General features: G+C 49.5%; 18 protein-coding genes. 14 read left to right on the top strand and 4 right to left on the bottom strand.

The window, feature by feature from the left end; translation table 11 throughout:
- Positions 1–93 precede the first annotated feature (93 nt).
- The 4 genes from pdsR (at position 94) to ACGHZ6_RS14225 (ending at position 4,543) form a co-directional block, all read left to right on the top strand.
- Positions 94–804: a proteobacterial dedicated sortase system response regulator gene (gene pdsR, locus ACGHZ6_RS14240; RefSeq protein WP_390614640.1), complete on the top strand. Its 711-nt coding sequence runs from the start codon at positions 94–96 to the stop codon at positions 802–804.
- The gene (pdsS, locus tag ACGHZ6_RS14235) at positions 804–2,921 is read left to right on the top strand and encodes a proteobacterial dedicated sortase system histidine kinase (RefSeq protein WP_390614639.1); all 2,118 of its coding nucleotides are present in this window, start codon (positions 804–806) and stop codon (positions 2,919–2,921) included. The genes pdsR and pdsS overlap by 1 nt, the downstream gene beginning before the upstream one ends.
- Positions 2,922–3,016: 95 nt before the next feature.
- A complete protein-coding gene (locus ACGHZ6_RS14230) occupies positions 3,017–3,673 on the top strand; it encodes a hypothetical protein (protein ID WP_390614638.1) in 657 nt (218 codons plus the stop codon).
- Positions 3,674–3,856: 183 nt separating this feature from the next.
- Positions 3,857–4,543, top strand: a complete 687-nt coding sequence (locus ACGHZ6_RS14225; RefSeq protein WP_390614637.1) for an OmpA family protein — start codon at positions 3,857–3,859, stop codon at positions 4,541–4,543.
- A 326-nt stretch (positions 4,544–4,869) separates the two neighbouring features.
- Here the strand turns inward: ACGHZ6_RS14225 and ACGHZ6_RS14220 are convergent, their stop codons facing one another.
- Positions 4,870–5,706 (bottom strand): type IV pili methyl-accepting chemotaxis transducer N-terminal domain-containing protein, encoded by an 837-nt coding sequence (locus ACGHZ6_RS14220; RefSeq protein ID WP_390614636.1) that lies wholly within the window; start codon positions 5,704–5,706, stop codon positions 4,870–4,872.
- Between the two features lie 279 nt (positions 5,707–5,985).
- On the opposite strand from ACGHZ6_RS14220, the gene ACGHZ6_RS14215 reads away from it, so the two are divergent.
- Positions 5,986–8,493 (top strand): DNA polymerase II, encoded by a 2,508-nt coding sequence (locus ACGHZ6_RS14215; protein WP_390614635.1) that lies wholly within the window; start codon positions 5,986–5,988, stop codon positions 8,491–8,493.
- An 86-nt stretch (positions 8,494–8,579) separates the two neighbouring features.
- On the opposite strand, the gene ACGHZ6_RS14210 is transcribed toward ACGHZ6_RS14215, so the two are convergent.
- Both ACGHZ6_RS14210 and ACGHZ6_RS14205 read right to left on the bottom strand, forming a co-directional pair.
- The gene (locus ACGHZ6_RS14210) at positions 8,580–9,239 is read right to left on the bottom strand and encodes a glutathione S-transferase family protein (RefSeq protein WP_390614634.1); all 660 of its coding nucleotides are present in this window, start codon (positions 9,237–9,239) and stop codon (positions 8,580–8,582) included.
- A 23-nt stretch (positions 9,240–9,262) separates the two neighbouring features.
- Positions 9,263–9,871 carry a glutathione S-transferase family protein gene (locus ACGHZ6_RS14205; protein WP_390614633.1) on the bottom strand — a complete coding sequence of 203 codons (609 nt, stop codon included), beginning with the start codon at positions 9,869–9,871 and terminating at the stop codon, positions 9,263–9,265.
- A 185-nt stretch (positions 9,872–10,056) separates the two neighbouring features.
- On the opposite strand from ACGHZ6_RS14205, the gene ACGHZ6_RS14200 reads away from it, so the two are divergent.
- Together ACGHZ6_RS14200 and ACGHZ6_RS14195 are read left to right on the top strand one after the other, a co-directional pair.
- Positions 10,057–10,647, top strand: a complete 591-nt coding sequence (locus ACGHZ6_RS14200; protein ID WP_390614632.1) for a TetR/AcrR family transcriptional regulator — start codon at positions 10,057–10,059, stop codon at positions 10,645–10,647.
- A 150-nt stretch (positions 10,648–10,797) separates the two neighbouring features.
- Entirely contained in the window at positions 10,798–11,673 is an 876-nt protein-coding gene (locus ACGHZ6_RS14195) for an alpha/beta fold hydrolase (RefSeq protein ID WP_390614631.1), read from the top strand.
- Positions 11,674–11,691: 18 nt separating this feature from the next.
- Here ACGHZ6_RS14195 and ACGHZ6_RS14190 read toward each other — a convergent pair whose 3' ends face one another.
- A complete protein-coding gene (locus ACGHZ6_RS14190; RefSeq protein WP_390614630.1) occupies positions 11,692–12,375 on the bottom strand; it encodes a TetR/AcrR family transcriptional regulator in 684 nt (227 codons plus the stop codon).
- Between the two features lie 145 nt (positions 12,376–12,520).
- Between ACGHZ6_RS14190 and ACGHZ6_RS14185 the strand changes: the two genes are divergently transcribed.
- From ACGHZ6_RS14185 to ACGHZ6_RS14155, 7 genes are all read left to right on the top strand, one after another.
- The gene (locus tag ACGHZ6_RS14185) at positions 12,521–14,008 is read left to right on the top strand and encodes a sodium:solute symporter family transporter (protein WP_390614629.1); all 1,488 of its coding nucleotides are present in this window, start codon (positions 12,521–12,523) and stop codon (positions 14,006–14,008) included.
- A 159-nt stretch (positions 14,009–14,167) separates the two neighbouring features.
- A complete protein-coding gene (locus ACGHZ6_RS14180; RefSeq protein ID WP_390614628.1) occupies positions 14,168–16,468 on the top strand; it encodes a TonB-dependent receptor in 2,301 nt (766 codons plus the stop codon).
- Between the two features lie 210 nt (positions 16,469–16,678).
- Entirely contained in the window at positions 16,679–17,569 is an 891-nt protein-coding gene (locus ACGHZ6_RS14175) for an alpha/beta fold hydrolase (protein ID WP_390614627.1), read from the top strand.
- Positions 17,570–17,607: 38 nt separating this feature from the next.
- The gene (locus tag ACGHZ6_RS14170) at positions 17,608–18,390 is read left to right on the top strand and encodes a 3-hydroxybutyrate dehydrogenase (protein ID WP_390614626.1); all 783 of its coding nucleotides are present in this window, start codon (positions 17,608–17,610) and stop codon (positions 18,388–18,390) included.
- 161 nt (positions 18,391–18,551) lie between these two features.
- Positions 18,552–20,540 (top strand): alpha/beta hydrolase family esterase, encoded by a 1,989-nt coding sequence (locus ACGHZ6_RS14165; RefSeq protein ID WP_390614625.1) that lies wholly within the window; start codon positions 18,552–18,554, stop codon positions 20,538–20,540.
- Positions 20,541–20,748: 208 nt separating this feature from the next.
- Positions 20,749–21,567: a DUF1338 domain-containing protein gene (locus ACGHZ6_RS14160; protein WP_390614624.1), complete on the top strand. Its 819-nt coding sequence runs from the start codon at positions 20,749–20,751 to the stop codon at positions 21,565–21,567.
- Entirely contained in the window at positions 21,564–22,652 is a 1,089-nt protein-coding gene (locus ACGHZ6_RS14155; protein ID WP_390614623.1) for a saccharopine dehydrogenase C-terminal domain-containing protein, read from the top strand. The genes ACGHZ6_RS14160 and ACGHZ6_RS14155 overlap by 4 nt, the downstream gene beginning before the upstream one ends.
- Positions 22,653–22,654 lie beyond the last annotated feature (2 nt).

Raw genomic sequence — 22,654 nt, 5'->3', positions numbered from 1 at the left:
ATTATGGCGAATTATGGCAGCCGCTATCGAATGGCAGGCTGATTCAGTAGAATGCTTAGCCAGCAACCCATAATAATGATCACAGGACAGACTATGGCCCGTAAAATTGCCATCGTGGAAGATGAGGCAGTGATTGCCGAAAACTACCGCGATGCCTTGAGCCGACAGGGATACAGTGTCGATATCTACAGTAACCGCCCGGATGCCCTGGTGGCATTCCGCCAAACATTACCAGACCTGGCCATTATCGATGTGGGGCTGGGCGATGAAATAGAAGGGGGTTTCGACCTGTGTCGTGAGCTGCGGGCGCAGGCGCCAGAGCTGCCGATTATTTTCCTGACCGCCCGTGACAGTGAGTTTGATGTAGTATCCGGCCTGCGCTTGGGCGCTGACGATTATTTGACCAAGGATATCAGTCAGCCCCATATGCTCGCGCGCATCGTGGCTTTGTTTCGCCGGGTAGATGCCCTGCGTCAGCCCGTGGCACCGCAGGAGGAAGATATCCTGGAGCGCGGTTCACTGACCTTAAATATGGATCGAATGGCGGCCCATTGGAATCATCAGCCAGTGGACCTGACGGTGACAGAGCTCTGGGTAGTGCATTCGCTGGCTAAACATCCCGGTCATGTTAAAAACCGACAACAATTAATGGATGCCGCCAATGTTGTGCTCGATGACAATACGGTGACCTCCCATATCAAACGCATCCGCAAAAAGTTTCAGCGCCTCGATAAAAGCTTTGATGCTATCCAAACCGCTTACGGGATGGGGTACCGCTGGCAGTTAAACGAGCAGGCTGATTGATGCGCTTACGGCGACAGCTGATACTGGTCAGTTTACTGACCCTGAGCCTGCCTTGGGCGGGCTGCCAGTATATTGAGGAAATGGAAGGTGCTTTGCGTCAGGGGCAGGTGATAGCTCTCTCGGCGAGTGCTCAGGCGGTGGCTGATCGTTTGGGTAGTGACAAGCAGCTGATGGATGTTATTACACAATCTGCCTTTAATGCCGACAGCGAGCCACAGATCTATGCCCATCCCCTAAAAGCTCCGGTGATTCTGGATGGCTACGACGATGACTGGCGTTATCTGAAATTAACCCCGCAAACGCTGACCTCAGACCAGGGCTCGCAGGATAAATTGGCGGTGAGTTTTATCGCAGGCACCCGCGACAACAAACTCTATGTATTTGCACAGGTTGACGATCGCGATATCCATTACCACAACCCTGCCAAATCGCAATTGGCTAGTGGCGATCATGTAGTCCTGCGCAGCCAGGTTAAGCGACGGGGTAAACTGGAAAATCGCGATTTTATTATTCGCAGTGGGGCTCCAGGCAATATTACGGCTGTTTACCAGGCCGTTCAGGGTAAGCGTAAGCGGGTGATTACCGAGCAGCGAATTCGCGGTTACTGGCAGGAGCGCCAAGGGGGTTATCAGCTGGAGCTTGAAGTGCCTCTGGATCTGTTACAGGGCCAATTAGCACTAGCCGTGAGGGATGTGGGGCGAAGTACCGGTAAGGCATCGGAAACCTGGTTAGGTACTGTGTCTGAACGCAGCCCGGCGCCGCCACTGGTACTTTCACCTCAAAGCTTAAGTGATGCTATCGGGGTTTTTGCCCACGACGATTTACGTCTGCGTTTAGTCAGTCAGAATCAGTGGCTGATTGCCCAGGGCGGTGATCTTAATGCCAAACCACAATACCGTGAAACCGAATCGACTCAGCACGGTTTACTGCCCTGGCTATATCGTATGGCTCTGGGCAATGTGGTTTTGCCAGATCTGGACAATCCCAAAAGCAGTGGTCGTTTTAACAATCGGGAGGTGGATCTGGCTTTAACAGGTACAGATGCCAGCCAGTGGTATCAGTGGGGCGTTAAGCGAGTAGGGCGAGCGGTAGTACCTGTCTTTGATGATCAGCAGCAAGCGGTTGCGGCGGTGGTTGCGGAGCAGAGCAGTGATTCGCTATTGGCGCTAACCAACAGTGCTTTTAATCGTCTGTTTTTCTACAGCCTGTTGGCGACCTTATTTGCCGGTGTTGGACTCTTGGCATACGCGAGCTGGTTGTCGTTTCGGATTCGCAAACTTAATCGTGCTGCCGATAGTGCCATTGCTGAGAATGGCCAGATCGTCGGAGATTTTCCCCAATCCCGTGCGGCCGATGAAGTGGGGGATCTTACCCGTAGTTATGGTCAGTTGCTGGGTCGCCTGCGGGAATATACCGAATACCTGCGTACCTTATCGAGCAAGCTGTCCCACGAACTGCGCACACCCTTGGCGGTGGTTCGAACCTCTATTGATAACCTTGAGCATGAAGAGCTTACCGACAGCGCTCGCACCTACGCCCAGCGTGCCCATGAGGGGACTACGCGACTGTCCAATATACTCAATGCCATGAGCTCTGCCAGCCGGGTAGAAGAGAGTATTCAGCATGCGGAGTGGGAATCAGTGCGTATCGATCAAATGATCCGCGAGCTGTCACAGGCCTATCAGGATATTTATACCCACGCCCGTTTCGATGTCACCGTTGATAAAACCGTGACCCAGCGGGAAATATCTGCCGCAGCAGAGCTGTTGGTACAGATGCTGGATAAGTTGGTCGATAATGCCGCAGACTTCTGTCCGGAGGACGGTCGGATTATTCTGGGCTTATATCAAACGCCTAAGCAGCTGATTCTGAGTGTGATTAACGATGGGCCTCTGCTACCGGAGAAAATGCACACCCAGCTATTTGATTCCCTGGTCTCTATTCGACCAGAAGGACAGGGTGCGAAGGTCAGCGATTCAGGGCGGGTTACGTCCCATTTGGGCTTGGGGTTACACATTGTGCGCCTGATTGCCGATTTCCACCGTGCATCCGTCTCAGCTCGCAATCGCAATGATGGTTCCGGTGTGGTTTTTGAAGTAAGGTTCCCGCTTGGCTAATCGCCGTTATAATTAGGCTTAGAAATTCAACGTTAGTCTCTTATATGCGTACAAGTTTTATCCAGTGTTGCCAAATTAGTCTTATCGGCCTTTGTGTGAGTGTTTTATTGTTGGGCGCCTGTAGCTCTGCACCTACTCAGCCTGAAGGCGATAGCAGCACTTCTGTTGAGCAGTCGGCGAAGTCTACCAAGCAGGCGCAGGGAGCCCCTCAGCAGAAAAAGCCTGCGGCTAAAAAGGCCACTAAACAAACGCCTACCGAAGAAAAGCTGAAGTTAAGCAATCAAGGCCTTGGGGTTAGCTTCGACTACCCGGTATTTTTACTGGGTGCTTTTGACTTTGACCACCAGGGTAGGGCAGCTCAAGCGCAATCCCGACGTTTTTATTTGTTAAATCGGCGTCAGTCCATCGACGATATTGACCGTATCTTTTCCCAGTCGACAACCCCAGGTGCGCTGTTACTGGAGCGACGCCCGGAAGGGGATAACCTGCATGTGCTGTTTTATGATACGGCTTTAGTGCCTCGCCGAGTGCTAAAAGTGGCACTAAACCGCAAGATGACCTCAAGCAAACCAGGTTTTACCCTGATGCGCGGTGTGGAAGTGCTGTGGGATGAGCGCTACAGCCAACAGGCTATTATCCGTATTACCGTATTGCCCTTTAACCCGCGCAGTATTCAGCCGGGCACTCCTCGTACCACTACCTATCACTACCAGCAGTCTCAAGGCCAGTACAAGCCTACCAAGCGCCGTTAGCCGCCCATCTTCGGGCGGTGCCACATTTCGCCATAATCTATCGCCGCATTGCCTTTTTCTATCCCTTCTCGTGTCTGATTTGGGTTGTTTAATAACACTCAAGCAAGCGAACAACAGACTTCAACGCCGCTGGCTTAATTGAATCTGAGTTAACACGAATTGAATTAGACAAGGATATTGATCATGAAAAAGGCTATCGCAATTACCACTTTGGCTCTGACTTCTCTGGTTTCCACTGCAGCGGTGCAAGCAGATACCCAATACACAGAGGCCAAACAGGGCGCGACTTTCTTTACTTCCGCCGTCGTTGGCGCCGTTGCCGGCGGGCCTATCGGTTTTATCGCTGGCGCCTTGGGTGGTGCCTATATGGGTGAACAAATTAAACAAGCAGACGAGGTAGATACTATGAGTGAATCTCTGGCCCAAGCCAATAACCGCATTGCCAGCCTCAGCCAGCAGTTAGTGGCCAGTCAACATGAAGTGCGTGATATGCAGGAGCTGGCCTTTGAAACCCTGAGCTTACCGGTGCTGTTCCAAACCGGTTCCGACAAGTTAAGCAGCCGTGGACGTCAGCATGTATACACCCTGGCCGCCTTTCTGCAGAAATACCCGCAGTATCAGGTAAATCTGGATGGCCACGCCGATCCTCGCGGTACTGATGAATATAACAATGTGTTGTCCAAAGCACGTGCGGATGCTGTAAAAACCGCATTGGAAATCGCGGGTATTGAAGGGCAGCGTATTCTGGTATCTGGTTTTGGTTCCAGCCAATCTACGGCTATCAAAGGGGATTTGGAGGCCTATGCTCAGGAGCGTCGTGTAGATATTGACCTGATTGTTGATGGCGTTAACGGTATCGTTATGAACTAATTATTGTGAGCTAAAACTGGCGATCGACCCGATCGACTGTGAGCCATAGCGCAGTCGCTCCTTTTGCCCAGCTTTGTGCTGGGCTTTTTTGTTTGTAGTGCGGGCATTGTGGTTTTTAAGCCGGAGCCAGTCGGTGACGCTGCTCTTCGCGCCCATAAGCGGCAGGAAAAAGTCAGCGCTACGCCAATGTTTTTAAAAAAGTCGCCAAAAACGCTCAGACAACCTCGGCGACTACCCTGACTTTTTCCTGCCGCTTAAGCAATGGGCTGATTGCTACGAGCAGCGCCACCGACTGGCTCCTCAGTTTGTGCTAATTTTTAGCAATGCTAGTTTAGAAGATTAGCGTACATCTTTGTGGTGACATCCATTCCACGTAACATATAGTCAGTAGTGCCGGTTACCACATAAATCAGGCGTTTTTCAGACAGTTCCATCACCCCGTCAAAGCCTTGAGAGGCGTAATTAAAATAGCCTTTCACCTTATTTAATTGGGTGTTAATGGCGGGAGTGTTGATATCACTCTCCATTAAATAGCCCAGTACATTTTCATACTCAGCCAGATCGTTATACAAATCTTCAGTGGCTTTATTGCTCACTCCCCAGTGTTGCGCCAAAAAGTTTTTGGCGATGCGCTGGGACAGCATACGTTGGCGGCCCGAAATATTAATCACTTCGGCTTTGGTTGTTCCTGACAGATTCTGCAATTTGCCAACATATTCGTGGGCGGCGGCAAGAATAGGATTACTCTGTTCAATTAACTCAACCGCATTGTCTTTATTGACCGGTGCAGAGGCCAGGGCTTTGTAGGGCTTCCAGAGATCTTCTACCGTAGAAATATCTTCAAGCAGGGATTTGGCTGGCGGGAATGCTTTTAGGTCATCGAGGTTTCGTTGGAACTCAACGAGGCTACGTTCCAATTGTGTTGGGCCGCGCTTCGAATCTGGTTGTAAACCGATCAGCAGGTAAGATTGCGCGATTCGCTGTGACAGCATACGTTGTCGACCCGCGATATTAATGGCTTCACCCATAGTTTTAATAGACGCTTCTGCCTGAGGTGCGACTAACGGTGAGAGCACACTCATGGCAGTGAGTGCGAGAAGTCCAAAAAATGAACGAATTGAGTTGAAGCGAGAAGGCATCCACGTGTGTGAGTGAAGGCTCATGATAAGGGTCCTGCCTGTAGTGAATAATAAAAGTGCAAAATCTTGCTTAAGCCACATTGCAAGAAATTGGCCAATGACAGCAGCGTCCAAAATTCAATGGATGGGCATCTCATTTTGGTGCTTCCATGCTCTCTTATAGGGCTTGTGACACATCTTATTGCTTTTTATGCTGTTTTGCGGGGCTATAAGTAGGTAGATAATTACCTACCCAAGCAGGAGGAAAAGGCTTTTTGGGGTATAATGGTGCAGATTTTTTATTGCACGCATTTGTTGATCTCTATGACCCAAACCCTCACTGGTTTTTTGCTGACCCGCCAATGGGATGATCGTCGCCAGCATACCCGGCAACAATCTCTGCATCTCAGTTTTTGGCTGCAAACCGCTGATGGGCCGGTACGCGTCATTGTGACCGATCAGCAATCCGTTATGTTCGTTGCCAGCGAGGATATTGAGCGGGTGCGCGAGATGCTCACCCATACCTTTGGCCTGAACGTTAAAACTCGCCGGTTGATTCCCAGTTGGTTCGATAATGCATTACAGCTAAAAGACTTTGAGCAGCGTCCCCAGCATGCGGTGTATTTCCGTGAGCAGCGCAGTCTGTACCGAGCCCGCGATATTTTAACTCGAGCGGGTATTACCACTCTGGAAGCCGATATTGCCCCAACAGATCGTTTTTTGATGGAGCGATTTATCACGGCGGCGGTAACCGTGCAGGGGGAAGTTATTGAGCGAGAGGGCTTCCGCGAGCTGATCAACCCGCAGATCAAAACCGATACCACGCAACCCGTTTACCAACCTGAATATCGGGTTATGTCGTTAGATATTGAAACGTCGTTGACCGGTGATCATCTGTACTCCATTGGTTGGGTGGTGGCGCATACCAACAGTGATGAGATTGAGCGCAAGGTCTTAATGATAGGCCCCGAGGATGAAGAGCCGGCTTGGGACTACCTGGAATATTGTGCTGACGAACAAGACCTGATGGTGCGCTTTATTGAGTGCTTTGAGGTGATTGATCCGGATATTGTGATTGGCTGGAACGTCATTAACTTTGACTTACGGTTTTTGCAGCGCAAGGCTGAAGCGCTGGAGATGGCATTGCCCTTGGGGCGGGCGCGTTCACGTCCTGACTGGCGTGAATCGCGTGGCGAGGATGAGCATTACACTTTGTTACTACCGGGCCGCCTGGTGCTTGATGGGATTGATACCCTAAAGTCTGCGACCTATAACTTTGAGAGTTTTGCCCTGGACTCTGTCGCCAATGAATTGTTGGATAGAGGCAAGTTGACCGACGATGTCGACAATCGGGCAGAACATATCACCGAGCAGTTCCATAATGATAAGGCATCCCTCGCGGCCTACAATCTCGAGGACTGTCAGTTGGTATGGGATATTTTTCAGCACACCAACCTGATAGATTTTGCGGTGGAACGGGCGCGTTTGACTGGCCTCGCTATGGATCGTTTTGGCGGTTCAGTGGCGGCGTTTGATAACCGTTATTTACCGCGATTACACCGCGTGGGTTATGTCGCTCCGAATATCCCCAGTGATCCTATCGGGGTGGGCAGCCCCGGTGGTTATGTGATGGATTCCATACCAGGCCTCTATGAACATGTACTGGTATTGGATTTTAAATCCCTGTACCCCTCGATTATTCGCACCTTTAAGATTGACCCCTATGCACGCATGATGGGGCAGCAAATCGAGCCTCATTCGCCACATTGGGATCGGGAAGAAACCGATGAGGTGGATCGCAGCCGTTTAGTGCCAGGCTTTAACGGCGCTGCATTTTCGAAACAACATAATCTTCTCCCAGCGATTATTGATGAACTGTGGGCTGCACGGGATCATGCCAAACAACAAAGTAATGCGGCCATGTCCCAGGCGATCAAAATTTTGATGAATTCCTTTTACGGGGTGTTGGGAACGCCGGGTTGTCGTTTCTTTGATTACCGCTTGCCAAGCTCCATTACATTACGTGGTCACAAAATTCTGACTAAAACTCAGGAGTTAATTGAGGAGCGAGGTTTTAAAGTTATTTATGGGGATACGGATTCAGTATTTGTCTGGTTGAAAGACTTGCCTGCCGAAACCTCTTTGGAAGAGGTTGATGATATCGGCAAAGGCTTGGCGACCGACTTAAACCTGTGGTGGCAAGAACGCCTGCGAGCCGATTACCACATCGATAACCATATGGAAATCGAATACGAAACCCACTTTAGCCAGTTTGTAATGCCCACCATCCGCGGTTCTGATAAGGGCAGTAAAAAACGTTATGCCGGTGTCGTGCGTAAAGCCGCGGGTGAGACTTCACAAGAACTGGTGTTTAAAGGCCTGGAAACCGTACGTACGGACTGGACGCACTTGGCCCGAGATTTTCAGCGTGAACTGTATCGGCGTATTTTTGCCGGTGAACCCTACCGTGAATATGTGTTGGATTTGGTGAAGTCTACCCGTGAGGGCAAGCACGACAGTGAGTTGGTTTACCGCAAACGTATTCGACGCCCGTTAGTAGACTATACCCGTAATGTACCGCCCCATGTGCAGGCTGCACGCTTGGCTGATGAAGAAAACGAGCGCCAGGGCATGCCGTTGCGCTATCAGCGAGGTGGTTGGGTTGAATATCTGTTAACCGTCAATGGTCCGGAGCCACGAGAATATCTGCGTTCGCCACTGGATTATGATTTGTATATCGAGCGCCAGATTGAACCTATTGCCGATGGCATTTTGCACTTTTTGGATACAAGTTTTCGGGAAGTGGCGGGTGATCAAATGGGATTGTTTTAAGGGAATTGTTTTAGGCAAGTGTTTTAAGGGAAGTGTTTAAAAGGAAGAGGGTGCAAGTGCACCCTCTGGATTCTTTGTCGTGAATATTATTTCACAACAATATTCTTGGCACTTTTCAGCAGGGCTTCTTTATCCAGTTTTCCCGGAACTTCAGCACCACGTTGCGCCGCAGGGCGCGCGCCCACCTGATCCAGCCAGCGCTGTAAGTGCTGTAAATCATCGACTTCAACACCAGACCAGAAATAGGTTTTCGCCCAGCACCAGTTGGCAATGTCGGCAATGCTGTAATCGCCAGCCAGGTATTCGTTATCGGACAGGTGATTATCGAGCACGGTAAACAGACGCTTTACTTCGTTTTGATAACGGTCGATAGCTGGTTGAATTTTTTCTTCAAAATAGCGGAAGAAGACATTGGCTTGGCCCATCATGGGACCAACACCGCCCATCTGGAACATCAGCCATTGCATAACTTCAGTGCGACCCTTCACATCTGTGGGTAATAATTTACCGGCTTTTTCGGCCAGGTAAATCATGATCGCGCCGGACTCAAAAACAGTCAGGTTGTCGGCATCGCGGTCAACGATTACCGGGATACGCCCATTGGGATTCATGGCGATAAATTCTGGCTGCTTTTGTTCACCTTCCATCAGGTTTACGGGGATTACGTTGTAATCCATACCCAGTTCTTCAAGGGTAACGGATGCTTTCCAGCCGTTAGGGGTGTTGGCGGTATATAAATCAATCATGGAGAACCTCTAAAGTTCTGGAGTTAAGCTTTGGCGCTATCGCGCTGGCTGACTTGCTCGTACCAGCGTTGCAGGTTTACGTGTTTGTCCTGCAGTTTGATTTTCATGACACGGGCGAAGTCCAGCGCACAAAGCAGGGTGATATCGGCAGCGCTAAAGTAGTCGCCAGCCAGGTATTGGTTGTCGGCCAGGTGGTCTTCCAAAACGTCCAGGAAAGCGACGGCGTTTTTACCGGCTTCTTCACCCCAGGCGGCAATGGGATTCATGCGGTCTTTAAAGTAGCCAGTGGTGTGCTGGAAGCACATGCCGACCATATTGAAAAAGTACAGCTCTACGCGACGTTGCCACATTTCGACCAGGGCTTTTTGCAGCGGGTCGGTGCCCAGCAGTGGTGTTTCTGGATGAGTCTCTTCAAAGTAGCGGCACATCGCCATGGTTTCACCCAAGTGGGAGCCATCATCAAACTCCAGGAACGGGATTTTGGTGGTGACGTTCTTGCTGCGCATCTCCTTGTTAAGGTTCTCGCCACCGGCGATATCCAGCTGAACATACTCCATATCAATGCCTTTTTCGGCCAGGAACATACGTACACGGCGGGCATTGGGTGCGGTAGATGTTTCGTAGATTTTCATTTGAACTCTCTCTGTTGGCTGTCCTGTTGCCACTGATGGCAGTGGATTGGTTATAGGCGTGATATTTTTAGTTTCAAAACGATTGTTCAGGAATATACTTTATTTCTAAACAAGCGGTCAAATACTAGATATAATGGATCCAGAATCTGCTTATAACCGCCGACAAGCCCTATCTTGGAGACCCCATGGCACGCCCCTTAGCCTTTGACCCTCAGGAAAAACTGCACCAGGCCACACTGCTGTTCTGGCGCAAGGGGTATGAGGGCACCAGCGTGCAGGACCTGGTCGATGAGCTGGGCATTAACCGCTTTAGCCTGTACAACACCTTCGGTGACAAGGAAGCCCTGTTTGAGCAGGTGATCATGTATTACCGCAAGAATGTCTTCGGCCGTTTGGCCGAGCATTTCGAGCCCGCCAGTGATGGCTTGCCACGTCTGTTTGCCTACCTTGAAGCCATGCGTGATGGGCTGTTTAACCAGCCTGGCCCCTGGGGCTGTCTGTTGCAAAATTCGGTGGTGTCGACCGATTGTTACAGCGAGCGATTAAAAGTGGTGGTGGCAGAGTTTGTCGATATCTTGCACGACCATATTTTGGCAGTGCTGATGGCGGCGCAAGCCAATGGACAGCTGTCCGCGGACGAAGATGCTGAATCCCTAACAGATTTTATCACCGTACATGTTCAGGGCATGTTGATGCTTAGCCGCAAGGGTGAGCCTCAACTGCTGGATAATTCCATCATGTATCTCAAACGGCTATTGACTGGCCAGTCTGATTGAAAACCCCAACATAGCGCTGACTTTGGCATACTTGGTCAATGGGTTTGATCTTTTTTGCCAATAGCAGGGCTCTGGGTTATGGCAGTATTAAATGCAATATTTTCAAGACTGCAGATTTTCAGGCAGCCGGTTTAAGAGACTGAGTAGTTTATGAGTCAGCCAATCCATCACCTTATCGATGTAAATAATCTTCAAATTTCCGCCTATGAATGGAATCCCGAGAGCCGCGGACAGCAGCCGACACTGATTCTCGTCCATGCCACTGGCTTTCATGCCCGTTGTTGGGATCAGGTCATTAAGCAGCTACCACAGCGGCATATTATTGCCGTGGATCAGCGCGCACACGGTTTAAGTTCCAATACCAGCTTTGATAACTGGCATGATTTTGGTGAAGACCTGGCTGCCGCACTGGAAGCCATGGGGGTTGAAAACGCCTTTGGTGTTGGCCATTCCATGGGCGGTCATGCCGCCACTATGGCCGCTTCCCTAAAGCCCGGTTTGTTTGCGGGATTAATGCTGATTGATCCTGTGATTATGAGTAAGGATTTTTATAACTTCTGGGATGCCTCAGTATTAGAGGGGGAACCCAATCATCCGGCGGTGAAGCGTCGCAATGATTTTACCTCTGTTGAAGAGGCTATCGAGCGCTATCGTGATCGTAACCCTTACGCGATTTTTGATCCTCAGGCACTGGATGATTATTTCCGTTTCGGTTTGCACGATGCAGACGAGGGGTTGTTGCTGGCGTGCCCACCGATGTTGGAAGCGCGTGTGTACGACAGTGCGTTAAGCAATGCGGCCATTTACGATGCGGTACATTCCCTTCAGCAGCCGGTAACCGTTGTACGGGCCATGCAGCCGCCATCGATGGAAGCGCTGATGAAAGACTTCCGCTACTCGCCAACCTGGCCAGAGCTGGCCGGTGAATTTGCCAATGGCAGGGATGTGCTTTTGGAAGATCTCACGCACTTTATGCCCATGCAGGCACCCAAGCGCGTAGCGGAATTAATTAAAGAATGTTTTTAATAAACAGGTGGGTGGCCTTTAGCCACACACCTGTTTAAAACCAGCGGCAACAAACGGAATCATCCGATCATAAGCTGCTTTAAAATCATCGGAACGGCACACACCGCCGGACATCTTGTCGATACGACCGGTGTTGGCAAAGGTCAACGACATGGCCCCCGACATATAGTGGTAGCACCAGTATAAGTCGGCATCTTCAGCATCTGGCAGTGCAACACGCAGGGCCTGCACAAAGCGATCAACAATCGCGTTGTAGTGCTTGCTCATCAGAATAGGGCCCCAAACGGCTGAGTTGTTTACATAGGCCAGCAGGGCACAGTAGTTTTTCCAGCCTTCGTCATCACTTTCCTGGGCCACTTCCAGGGGACGTAAAAAGGCTTCAATTATCTTCTCAACGGATATGGGATTAGGGGCGGCTTCCTGCTCGGCCAATTCCAGAGCCTGTAGCCGTTCCTCATTAAGAATTTGGGCTCGGCGGGCAAATACCGTATCGAACAGCTGTTGCTTGGGACCGAAGTAATAGTTAATCAGCGCCACATCGACTTCAGCGCTATTGGCCAAGGTGCGCAGGGTAACGCCGTCGTAGCCGTGCAGGGCGAAAAGCTTCTCGGCAGCGTTGAGTATGCGCTCACCGCGCTCGGTTTTGTCCTTGTCGGCAGCGCGGGGGCGTCCCACCTTTGCTGCGCTTTTGGTTCTTGGCATCTGTATCTCCTTTATCGGCTGGCGATTTTACGCAAGTCTTGACAATTCAACAAGTGATGAATTTAAATGAGGTAGGCTCGGTGTTCCTGTGGTTGTTAATTTAGGGCCCGGCAGAATCTCATAATCACAATAAAGAGCGATGACAATGTCAGCAGAAATCTTCAAATACCTCTGTGTGGGGTTTTATGCGGTATTAACCCTGTGGCTGTCCTGGATTGGGATGCGCAAAACCAAGGATATCAAGGGGTTTTCCATTGGTAACAAGGATATGAGCCCCTGGGTGATTGGGGTCACCATGGCTGCGTCTATCTCCTCAACGGCTACCTTTGTGATTAATCCCGGGTTTGTCTATGTCCATGGCCTGTCGGCCTTTATCCATTATGCGGTGGCCGGTACAGCAGGGATTATGAGCGCTTTCCTGTTGCTGACTCGACGGTTTAGACAGCTAGGGGATGCAAATGGTGCTATTACCATTCCAGATTGGGTTTATCAGCGTTATCAGAGCCGTTCACTGAGTGTGTTTTTTGCATTGATCAATCTGTTGTCGATTGCGTTTGTGGTGCTGATTTTGGTGGGGTGTAGTTTACTGCTCAGCCAGTTATTCCCTATCTCGCAAACCTGGTCCCTCACTTTAATTCTGTTGTTTGTTTTCTCCTATGTCTTGATGGGTGGCAGTTACGCCCATGCCTATACCAATACACTACAGGGGGTGATGATGATTGGTGTGGCCCTGTTTTTATTTATTCAGGGGTGGTACCACTTTGGTGGCGATGTGATGGGATCGTTACAGAGTATTGGCGAAAACTATGCGCGGGTCTTTAACCCCGACAGCAATTTGTATTACGACTTTTTCTCGGTGTTTCTCAGTGGTTTTGTGATCACCTTTGCCCTGATGATGCAGCCCCACATCCTTACCAAAATGCTTTATCTCAAGGATGACGGTGATGTAAATCGTTTTCTGTGGACGACATTTTTGGCCGGCGCCTGTTTTATGTTGATGTTGGCCATTGGTTTTTATGCGCAGTTAAAAGGCTTGCAGGTGGAGCGACAGGATGCGGTAGTAGTGAGTTATATCGCCGCTGAGTTTTCTGCTTACGACTGGGGTCCCTATGTGTTGGTGTTTATTTCCATCACCTTATTGGCGGCAGGTATGAGTACGCTCGATGGCATTCTGGTATCACTCTCGGCCATGGTGGTAAAAGATCTCTATCAGCCATTTGCCGGCGCTGAATTTAAATCCGGATCAGGTTTGCGACTATCACGCTGGGTCTTGGTTGGTGTAGGAGCGATGGCCTATCTGGTTGCGCTTAATCCACCTGCACTGGTGGGGCTGTTTGCCCAGAAGGGGGTCTATGGCTTGGTGGCAGCCTCGGTCGTGCCCATTCTGTTGGGAACACTGTCGCGCAAAGCTCCTTCGGTAGTGGTCGCCTGGGGCGCTGCTGCCAGTGGTTTATTGGCACATATTGTCGGATTGTTCGTGTTTGAAATCGCCAATCCTGCGGTGGCGGCAACCTACGCTATCGCTATTTCCGCACTTTTTGCACTATTTTTTACCGTTCTTAACTCATTGAAAAATAAGAATAAATCAGACTCTTTTGAATTTATTTCATCACCTGTTGAAAAAACTCGTTGACAATTCAACAGGTGATGAATTTAAATGTTGTTCAAGGTTGGTGCAGTCAACCGGGTTCGTTTGTGGTCTTGCGAACCAAGTCAGTAAAAAGAGATTAAGTGCCGGCTAAGACCGGCACCGCACACAACAATAATCAAACAAAAAGAGCAGGTAAGAGCGATGAAACTCACTACCCGTGTAAGCAACCCATCCCTGGGTAACCCCTCCGTATTTTTGAAAAACAATTTGTCCCGCGCTATTGCCTTCACCACGGCATTAGCTGGCGGCACTGCTGCGAGTGTGAGCGTGGCGGAAGAAGGCGCGATTTCGCTGGAAGAAATCGTGGTAACGGCGCAGAAGCGTGAACAGAATCTGCAAGATGTTCCGGTGGCGGTTACTGCGTTTGATTCTGCAGCGCTGGAAAACAGCGGTGTGCAAAATATTACCGAACTGCAAAAGTCTGCGCCTAACGTCACCATGCAAGTCAGCCGTGGTACTAACACCACGCTTACCTCTTACATCCGTGGTATTGGTCAAGCGGATCCACTGTGGGGCTTCGAGCCAGGTGTGGGTTTATATGTCGATGATATTTATTTGGCCCGTCCACAGGCTGGTGTATTGGATGTTTACGATGTAGAGCGTATCGAAGTGTTGCGTGGCCCACAGGGCACTCTGTATGGCAAAAACACCATCGGTGGTGCGATTAAATATGTCACCAAGCGTTTAACCGGTGAGCCTGAGTTAAATGTTGATTTTGGTGTGGGTTCATACAACCAACGCGATGCCAAGGTTTCCGGCCAAATGCCGCTGATTGAAGATAAATTATACGTTGGTGGTTCTTTTGCGCGATTTACCCGCGATGGTTTCGGTGAATTCCTGGTTAACGGTGACGAGAACTACAACAAGGATATTACCGCAGCGCGTGTAAGTCTGGAGTATCTGCCTACTGATGATATCTCCATTCGTATCAGTGCCGATAAAACCGATGACGATTCCAACGCGAAAGGCGGCCATCGGATGACTGACAGCTTGCGCAACCCCAGCGAGCCCATCCCATCTGACATTTACGACACTTATGCCGATATGAGCACTGATAACAGTGTGAAAAGCTCCGGCGGTTCAATGATCGTCACCTGGGATATCAATGAACAATACACACTGAAATCGATCACCGCTTATCGCGAAGGTGAAAGTGACACCAATATCGATTTTGATAACACCTCATTGCCTTCTCTACATGTACCTGCGCTGTATGACGATGATCAAATCACTCAAGAATTTCAGCTGACCTATGCCGGTGATGGTATTGATATTGTGGGCGGTGTTTATTACTACGAAGGTACCGCGGCAGGTTCATTTGATGTGGCCTTGGGTGCGTTCGATAACCCCGATGTACATGGTGATGGCAGTAATGTAACGGGTAACTTTATTGCGGTAACCGCAGGTGAAGTTGATACCACAAGTTATGCGGCTTACTTGCAGGCAACCTTTGATATTACTGAATCGCTGGCAATGACCCTGGGTGGCCGTTATACCGTCGACAAAAAAGATGCCGAAGTTTATAAGGAAAGACTGTATGGAGACGGTAAATCGGCATTGTTAGGGGGGGCGAATTTTTCAAGCCTGGGTGTACAAACCGATTACAGCAATGATGAATCCTGGAGCCAATTCTCACCAAAAGTCGGTGTGGATTATGCACTTAATGATGACGTCATGGTTTACGCTTCGTTCAGTCAGGGCTTTAAAAGTGGCGGCTTCGATATGCGCGGCGATGCCTCTGAGCTACCCGAGACCGTTAACGGTTATGACCCAGAACTGGTGGATACCTGGGAGTTGGGTGTTAAAGCCGAGCTGTTTGATAATCGCATACGTTTAAATGCCGCCATGTTCTACACCGATTACACCGATATGCAGGTTACCACCCAATCGGCCAACCAGGCGGGTAACAACTACGTCAGTGCCGTATTAAATGCCGGTGAAGCGACGGTACAGGGTTTTGAAATTGAAGCGTTGGCACAAGTCACCGAAAATCTGACAGCAACCATGATGGTGGGTTATATCGATGCCGAGTATAACGAAGTCGAAACCGAAACCGCCGCTGGTATTGTGGATGTTTCCGATGATTGGTCGTTTGCCAACACCCCGGAGAAAGTGGCGCAATTAGGTGTTAACTATGTTCACGATATGGGGGATATGGGGCAGCTGAATTTATCCACTAATGTTTCTTACCGCGGAGAGACGCAGATCTTCCCGCAAACGGAGTCCCTGATTGATGAAAACAGCTATACCCTATGGGATGCCAGTGCGGTGTGGTATTCAGCCGATGAACACTGGAAAGTGGGGCTGCACGCCAAAAATATTACCGATGAGGAATATCGTGTAGCCGGCTATAACTTTGTTGGCCTGGGTGCTGAAGATAGCATCATTGGTTACTACGGTGATCCACGGATTGTTACCCTGAATCTGGGTTATAGCTTCTGATTACGAGAGAATCCAGACCTCGTGAAATCTAACTAAATGCCATTCCCGCGAAAGCGGGAATCCATAACCGCTGGATATCACGTAATTCCTGGATTCCCGTTTTCACGGGAATGGCGGGGCAGAGTAAAATAGGTTTAAGAGCTGTTAGAACAAATTGCTACACTTTTAAACTAATAGTCAGATTCTCACAGGAATACCACGGTTGATGTTATGAGTCTATATAAGGACATTTACTACCAAGTACGCGACGGCCTTACGCTCTACGCGCGCGATTATCCCAATGTCGATGCCGAGATCACAGTGTTGTGTATGCACGGTTTAACCCGAAACTCGGCAGACTTTGAAGATATTGCATTGGAGTTAAATGGCCGCTGTCGTGTGATTTCAGTGGATCAGCGGGGCAGGGGATTATCGCAGTGGGATGAGCAGATCGAACGCTACAACCCGGTAACCTACGTTCAGGATATGTGGCAATTGCTTGATCAGTTACATATCGACAAGGTGGTATTGCTGGGAACCTCCATGGGGGGCTTAATGAGCATGATGATGGCTGCTCAAGCGTCGGAGCGTATTCAGGGCGTTATTCTCAACGATATAGGCCCGGAATTGGATGCTACAGGGTTGGATCGTATTAAAAGCTATGTGGGTAAAGGCCAACCGGTGGAAACCTGGGTAGATGCTGTTACTGAAACCCAGCGTATTAACGGTAGCTGTTTTCCCGATTACGGTGATGCCCAGTGGTTACAAATGGCCTATCGCCTGTATCGGGAAAATACCGATGGTGTCCCTGTGCTTGCATACGATCCTGCTATTGCCAAACCCATTGCCGACAGTGATGAGGCTGCCGTGCCGCCTGATCTGTGGCCATTATTCAAAAGCATGGCCGACAAACCGGTATTGGCGTTACGCGGAGCATTGTCTGATTTGTTATCGGAAGCCTGCTTTATCGACATGCAACGTCAGTTGCCGGAGATGATCGCCGTCACAGTACCCAGGGTAGGGCATGCACCAGCACTGGATGAAAGTGCTGCGGTTATCGCTATCAAGGATTTTATCGCCAGTGTGATTAGCACGCATCAGGTGCAAATCGACGAAGCCTGACACGCAGACCTATCGTTCAGATGATGTAGAGAGCAATCATGTTAAAGTCAAAAGTTGCATTAATCACTGGTTCTACCAGTGGTATTGGGCTGGGTATTGCCCGGCGTTTGGCCAGCGAGGGCTGCCATATTCTGCTTAACGGTTTAGGTGATCGGGAAGCTGTCGAAGCTATTCGCTACCAGCTGGAAACCGAATACCGGGTGGAAACCTATTATCACGGTGCTGATTTATCCGACGTTGAACAAATTGGCAGCATGATGGATTTTTCCGAAAAGGCGTTCGGTGGTGTTGATATTCTGGTGAACAATGCCGGGGTGCAACATGTAGCACCGGTCGAAGAGTTTGATCCTGAGCAGTGGAATAACATTATGGCCGTCAACCTGAATAGCGTGTTTCACACTTCACGCTTGGCCATACCTTCCATGAAGTTAAAAGGCTGGGGACGCATTATCAATGTGGCGTCCATTCACGCTATGGTAGCCTCACCTTATAAATCCGCCTACGTAGCCGCCAAACATGGTGTAGCCGGTTTTACCAAAACTGTCGCGTTGGAAACCGCACGCAGTGGCATTACTTGCAATGCCGTTTGCCCCGGTTACGTGATGACGCCTTTGGTTGAAAACCAAATAGCGGATACCGCAAAAGCGCGCAACATTACTGAGGCCGAAGTCATGGAGCAGGTAATACTGGGGGCACAACCAACCAAGCAATTCACCCAGGTGGAGGATATCGCTGAAATGGTTTATTTCCTGTGTTTACCCAGTGCTAAAAATATCACCGGCAGTTTGCAAACTATTGACGGCGGTTATATCGCCGCCTGATTTTTCCTTTTAGATAACAGCAGATATTCGTTTCTGATGGATATCTCGGGGTTCTTTTGGCCCAAATTTTTGCAATTAGGATTTCCCAAGCAGCTTATGTGCAAGGATGCACTGATTTTTTGCGGCTCAATACAATAATAAATGATCGCAGGAGGTGGCTCATGAAGAGTCAATCTATCCGTAAAAAACTCGGTAAATTAAGTTGTTCCCTTACCAGTGCTTTGGCGCTAACGGGCACTGTAGCCATTGAGGCCAATGCAGGCAGTTGGCAATATAACCAGGCGCTAGGCGGCTTTAACGACGTCCATATTTATACACCTGACTCACGCTCTGAGATCGGTGACGGTAAGGCCTTGCTGGTTGTGTTACACGGCTGTACGCAATCCATCGATGCGTTTAAAACCGCTAATTTGGAAGTGGCTGCCGATACCTATGGCATGGTGATCGCCGTACCCGACGCGATGAACAAAGCCGGTTTTAGTTGTTGGTCCTATTGGCAGGGAACCAAGTCGCGTTCGTCAGGGGATTATAAAAATTTGATATCGCTTGCCAATACCTTAAGTGGTGATGCGTCACGGGATATCGATGCCAATCAGGTTTATATTGCCGGTTTATCCTCTGGTGCAGCTTTTGCCAATACTACAGCCTGTTTGGCTCCGGATGTATTTGCCGGTATGGGTATCAGTGCCGGACCAAGTATTGGTACCAGCTCCAATGGCGCTATCAGCACCTGTGAAAGTGCCAATGTCACCAGTCGTTGCAACAGCTATGCGGGCAGTTATAAATCCGAGTTTGCAACTCAAATCGCTTCCATAGCTCACGGCGATGCCGATACCACCGTCAATACCTGTTACAACGAACAAAATGCCAATGGCATGGCGGGTGTTTATGGTGTGAATCAAAAGGCGGGTAGCCAAACACTCAGTGAAGGTGCAACACGCACCGCCGAAGAGATAGTTTGGGGGGATGATGATTACAACCGCGTTTCTATGCTGTGGTTACACGATTTAGCTCACGCCTGGTCCGGCGGGCAGGGCGCTAGCGGTAGCTATATTGGCAATCAAAGCATTAACTACGCCAGCTACCTGGGTAAATTTTTCCGTGATAACAACCAGCGTGTCAGTCGCAATCAGGCGCCAACAATTGATTCGGCGACATTAAGTTCCAGTGCTGATCGTATCGTTGTGAATGGTCAAGCTACAGATGTTGATGGTTCAGTGGTTGCTGTGGATATTCTGGCAGAAGGTTTAAATGGTACTCGTGTGGAAATTGCAGCAACCGTTGACGGTCAGGGCGCTTTTAATGCAACCAGCCCTTCGGTAGCGGATGATTTTTATCGGCTAACGATTGTGGCTACCGACAATGAAGGTGCGTCAAACAGTCCTCCTTATACAGACTCCGTACGTGTTGGCCCGCCACCACCACCGACCGCTCCTGTACTCAGTGATGTCCAGGCGCAAGCCAGTGGTCAGTGCGTTACTGTGTCGGGTGAGGTCGTGGATATTAATCAGGATGCGGTCTCTGTCACCGTGGATTTGGGTAGCAGTCAATTTCCCCAGCCCTTGCCCGCTGCCGTAAATGCTGATCAGTTTCAGTTAACCCAGTGTGATCTGGCCGGTGGTGATTACACTGCCGAGGTGGTTGCTACCGATACTGGCGAATTAAGTAGTAACGAAACGGTGAGCTTTACTATTGATGCTGGACAAACCTCGACGCTGGATCAACATATTTCAGCCGGCCGTTTGGATTACACCAACTACGCTAACTGTTACCTGGAATATAGCACCGCGGCTTTCCGTCTGGATGAGGTGGCTGTTGCTGCACAATGCCAGTGGCAAGATGACGATGCCTCCTGTGTTGGACCAATGCAAACCTGTTCTAATGGTCAGGGCGGTAGTGATGGTGGCTCCGGTGGTGATGGTTCTGGAGGAGATGGTTCTGGAGGTAACGGTGATGCAACCTGTGAATCGGTTACCGCCTATAACTACTACCACAAAGTCGGTGGCAGGGCCTACAGCACCGGCAACGCACTGGCTCCGGATTATTTTGCCAATGGCTCCGATGAGGCTATGCCAGGCTCTACCTGGGGTTTAACAACGCTGAATCAACAGCAGGGCAACTCGGACTGGTCAGTGGGTGATTGTCCATAAGTAATTCTTTGCAGCAGCATTTGCTTCTCTCCCTCGTGTATCGCTTTACACCACCTGCCAGGCGTCCTGATTAATCCTGGCAGGTTTTTTTCCCGTCTAATCATTTATCTACTCATAACTCCTGATTCTAAGGGCAGGGGATAAACGCCTGTCTATACTTATTAAGAGATTCTGACTTTACGTCATCTAGAAGAGCAGAGGTAATTGAGTGGATGCTCGGGAATTCTTCGACAAACTGTGGCAAGACTACACCTGCTTAACGCCGCAGGCCGAGATTATCTATCGCGCTTTTTGTGAGCGTAACGGTTCCGTGCGCAATGATCACGTTGCTTTTCGCACCTTCGATATAAGCCCCGTTAATCTGGAAAGCCTGGAACCATTGCTTTGGGGGCTGGGATATAAACGCCATCGCCAGTATCAGTTTAAACAAAAGAAGTTATCCGCCTGGGGTTATATTCACGATGACGCCAAATTGCCCTTGGTATTTTTCAGTGAATTGTTGGTAGAACAATTAAGTGAGCCTGCACAAACCATTATTCAGCGCTTGGTCGGTAATGTTGATGAACAACAATTGAAAACCCCGGCAGTATTTTGGTCTGGCAGATTGTGGCCCGCCTTGTCATGGCAAGAATACCAGCTACTGCTGCAGGAAAGTGAGTACGCCGCCTGGTTGGCTGCGCTGGGTTTTCATGCCAACCATTTCACCATTGCAGTACACCATTTAGCGGTAGATAACAGTATAGAAAAGGCTATTTCAGTGGTTAAGGATTGTCAGTATCCCCTGAATGAAGCGGGCGGGGAGATTAAAGGCGAGCCAGCTGATTTTCTTGTACAGGCGTCTACCCTTGCAGATCAGGTTTTGATGCCCTTTGCCGATGGCGACGAACATCAAATCTCTACCTGTTACTACGAGTTTGCACAGCGTTACCGGGAAGAGGGCGGGCAGTATTACGCCGGCTTTGTTGCTGCCAATGCCGATAAGATTTTTGAATCCACCAATCGATTTCAACGACAGGGGCGTCTATGAAGAAAATTACCATTATTGGGGCGGGGAAAATTGGGGCCAGTATCGCGAAGTTGTTACATGAATGTGGTCGTTATCAGGTGACGTTGCTGGATAGGGATTCCACCGCGCTACAGCGGGTACAGCGATACAGTGATGTCGCTACCGGTATTATCGATGTTCATGATGAGTCTGCGCTAGAGAAATCCTTGGCCGGGCAGTGGGCTGTTGTCTCGGCCTGTTCCTTCGATTTGAATTGTTCAATTGCCAGAACCGCTTTGCGGTCAGGTGTCAGTTATTTTGACTTAACCGAAGACGTTGAAACCACACGCATTATTCGCAAGCTTGCTGATAAGGCCAAAGTAGGCCAGATATTTCTGCCGCAATGTGGATTGGCGCCGGGGTTTATTGGTATTTTGGCCCATTCATTGGCTCAACAGTTTGATGCCATTGATACCTTAAAAATGCGTGTCGGTGCCTTACCTCAATACCCCACCAATAAAATGATGTACAACTTAACCTGGTCTACCGATGGCTTGATTAATGAATACTGCAATCCCTGTGAGGTGTTAAAAGAAGGGCAGTTGATAGAAGTGCAGCCACTGGAAGGATTGGAAAAGTTCTCTCTGGATGGCAAGGAGTACGAAGCGTTTAATACCTCCGGCGGCTTGGGAACTCTATGTGAAACTCTACAAGGTAAAGTGGAAAACTTAAATTACAAAACCGTGCGTTATCAGGGACATCAATACTTGGCGGACTTTTTAGTCAATGGCCTAGAGTTGGGTAAACATGATCGACGAGCGTTGTTAAAACAAATTCTGGAAATGGCCATCCCTATTACCCGTCAGGATGTGGTGTTGATTTTTGTCTCGGTGACCGGGCAAAAACACGGCCAGTTCACCCAGATCAGTGATGCACGAAAAATTTATGATCGCCGCATCCTTGGGGAGCACTGGAGTTCTATCCAAATCACCACTGCGGCCAGTGCCTGTGTAGCAATTGATTTACATGCCGAAGGCCAGCTGCCCGATCAGGGGTTTGTGAAACAGGAACAGATAAGCCTGCAAATGTTTTTGGATAATCCATTTGGTGCTTATTACCAGCAATAGGG

Source organism: Maricurvus nonylphenolicus (assembly GCF_042854845.1).
Taxonomy (GTDB): domain Bacteria; phylum Pseudomonadota; class Gammaproteobacteria; order Pseudomonadales; family Cellvibrionaceae; genus Maricurvus; species Maricurvus nonylphenolicus.
The sequence above is the reverse complement of the archived record's forward strand: the minus strand, read 5'-3'. Positions and strand labels throughout refer to the sequence as shown.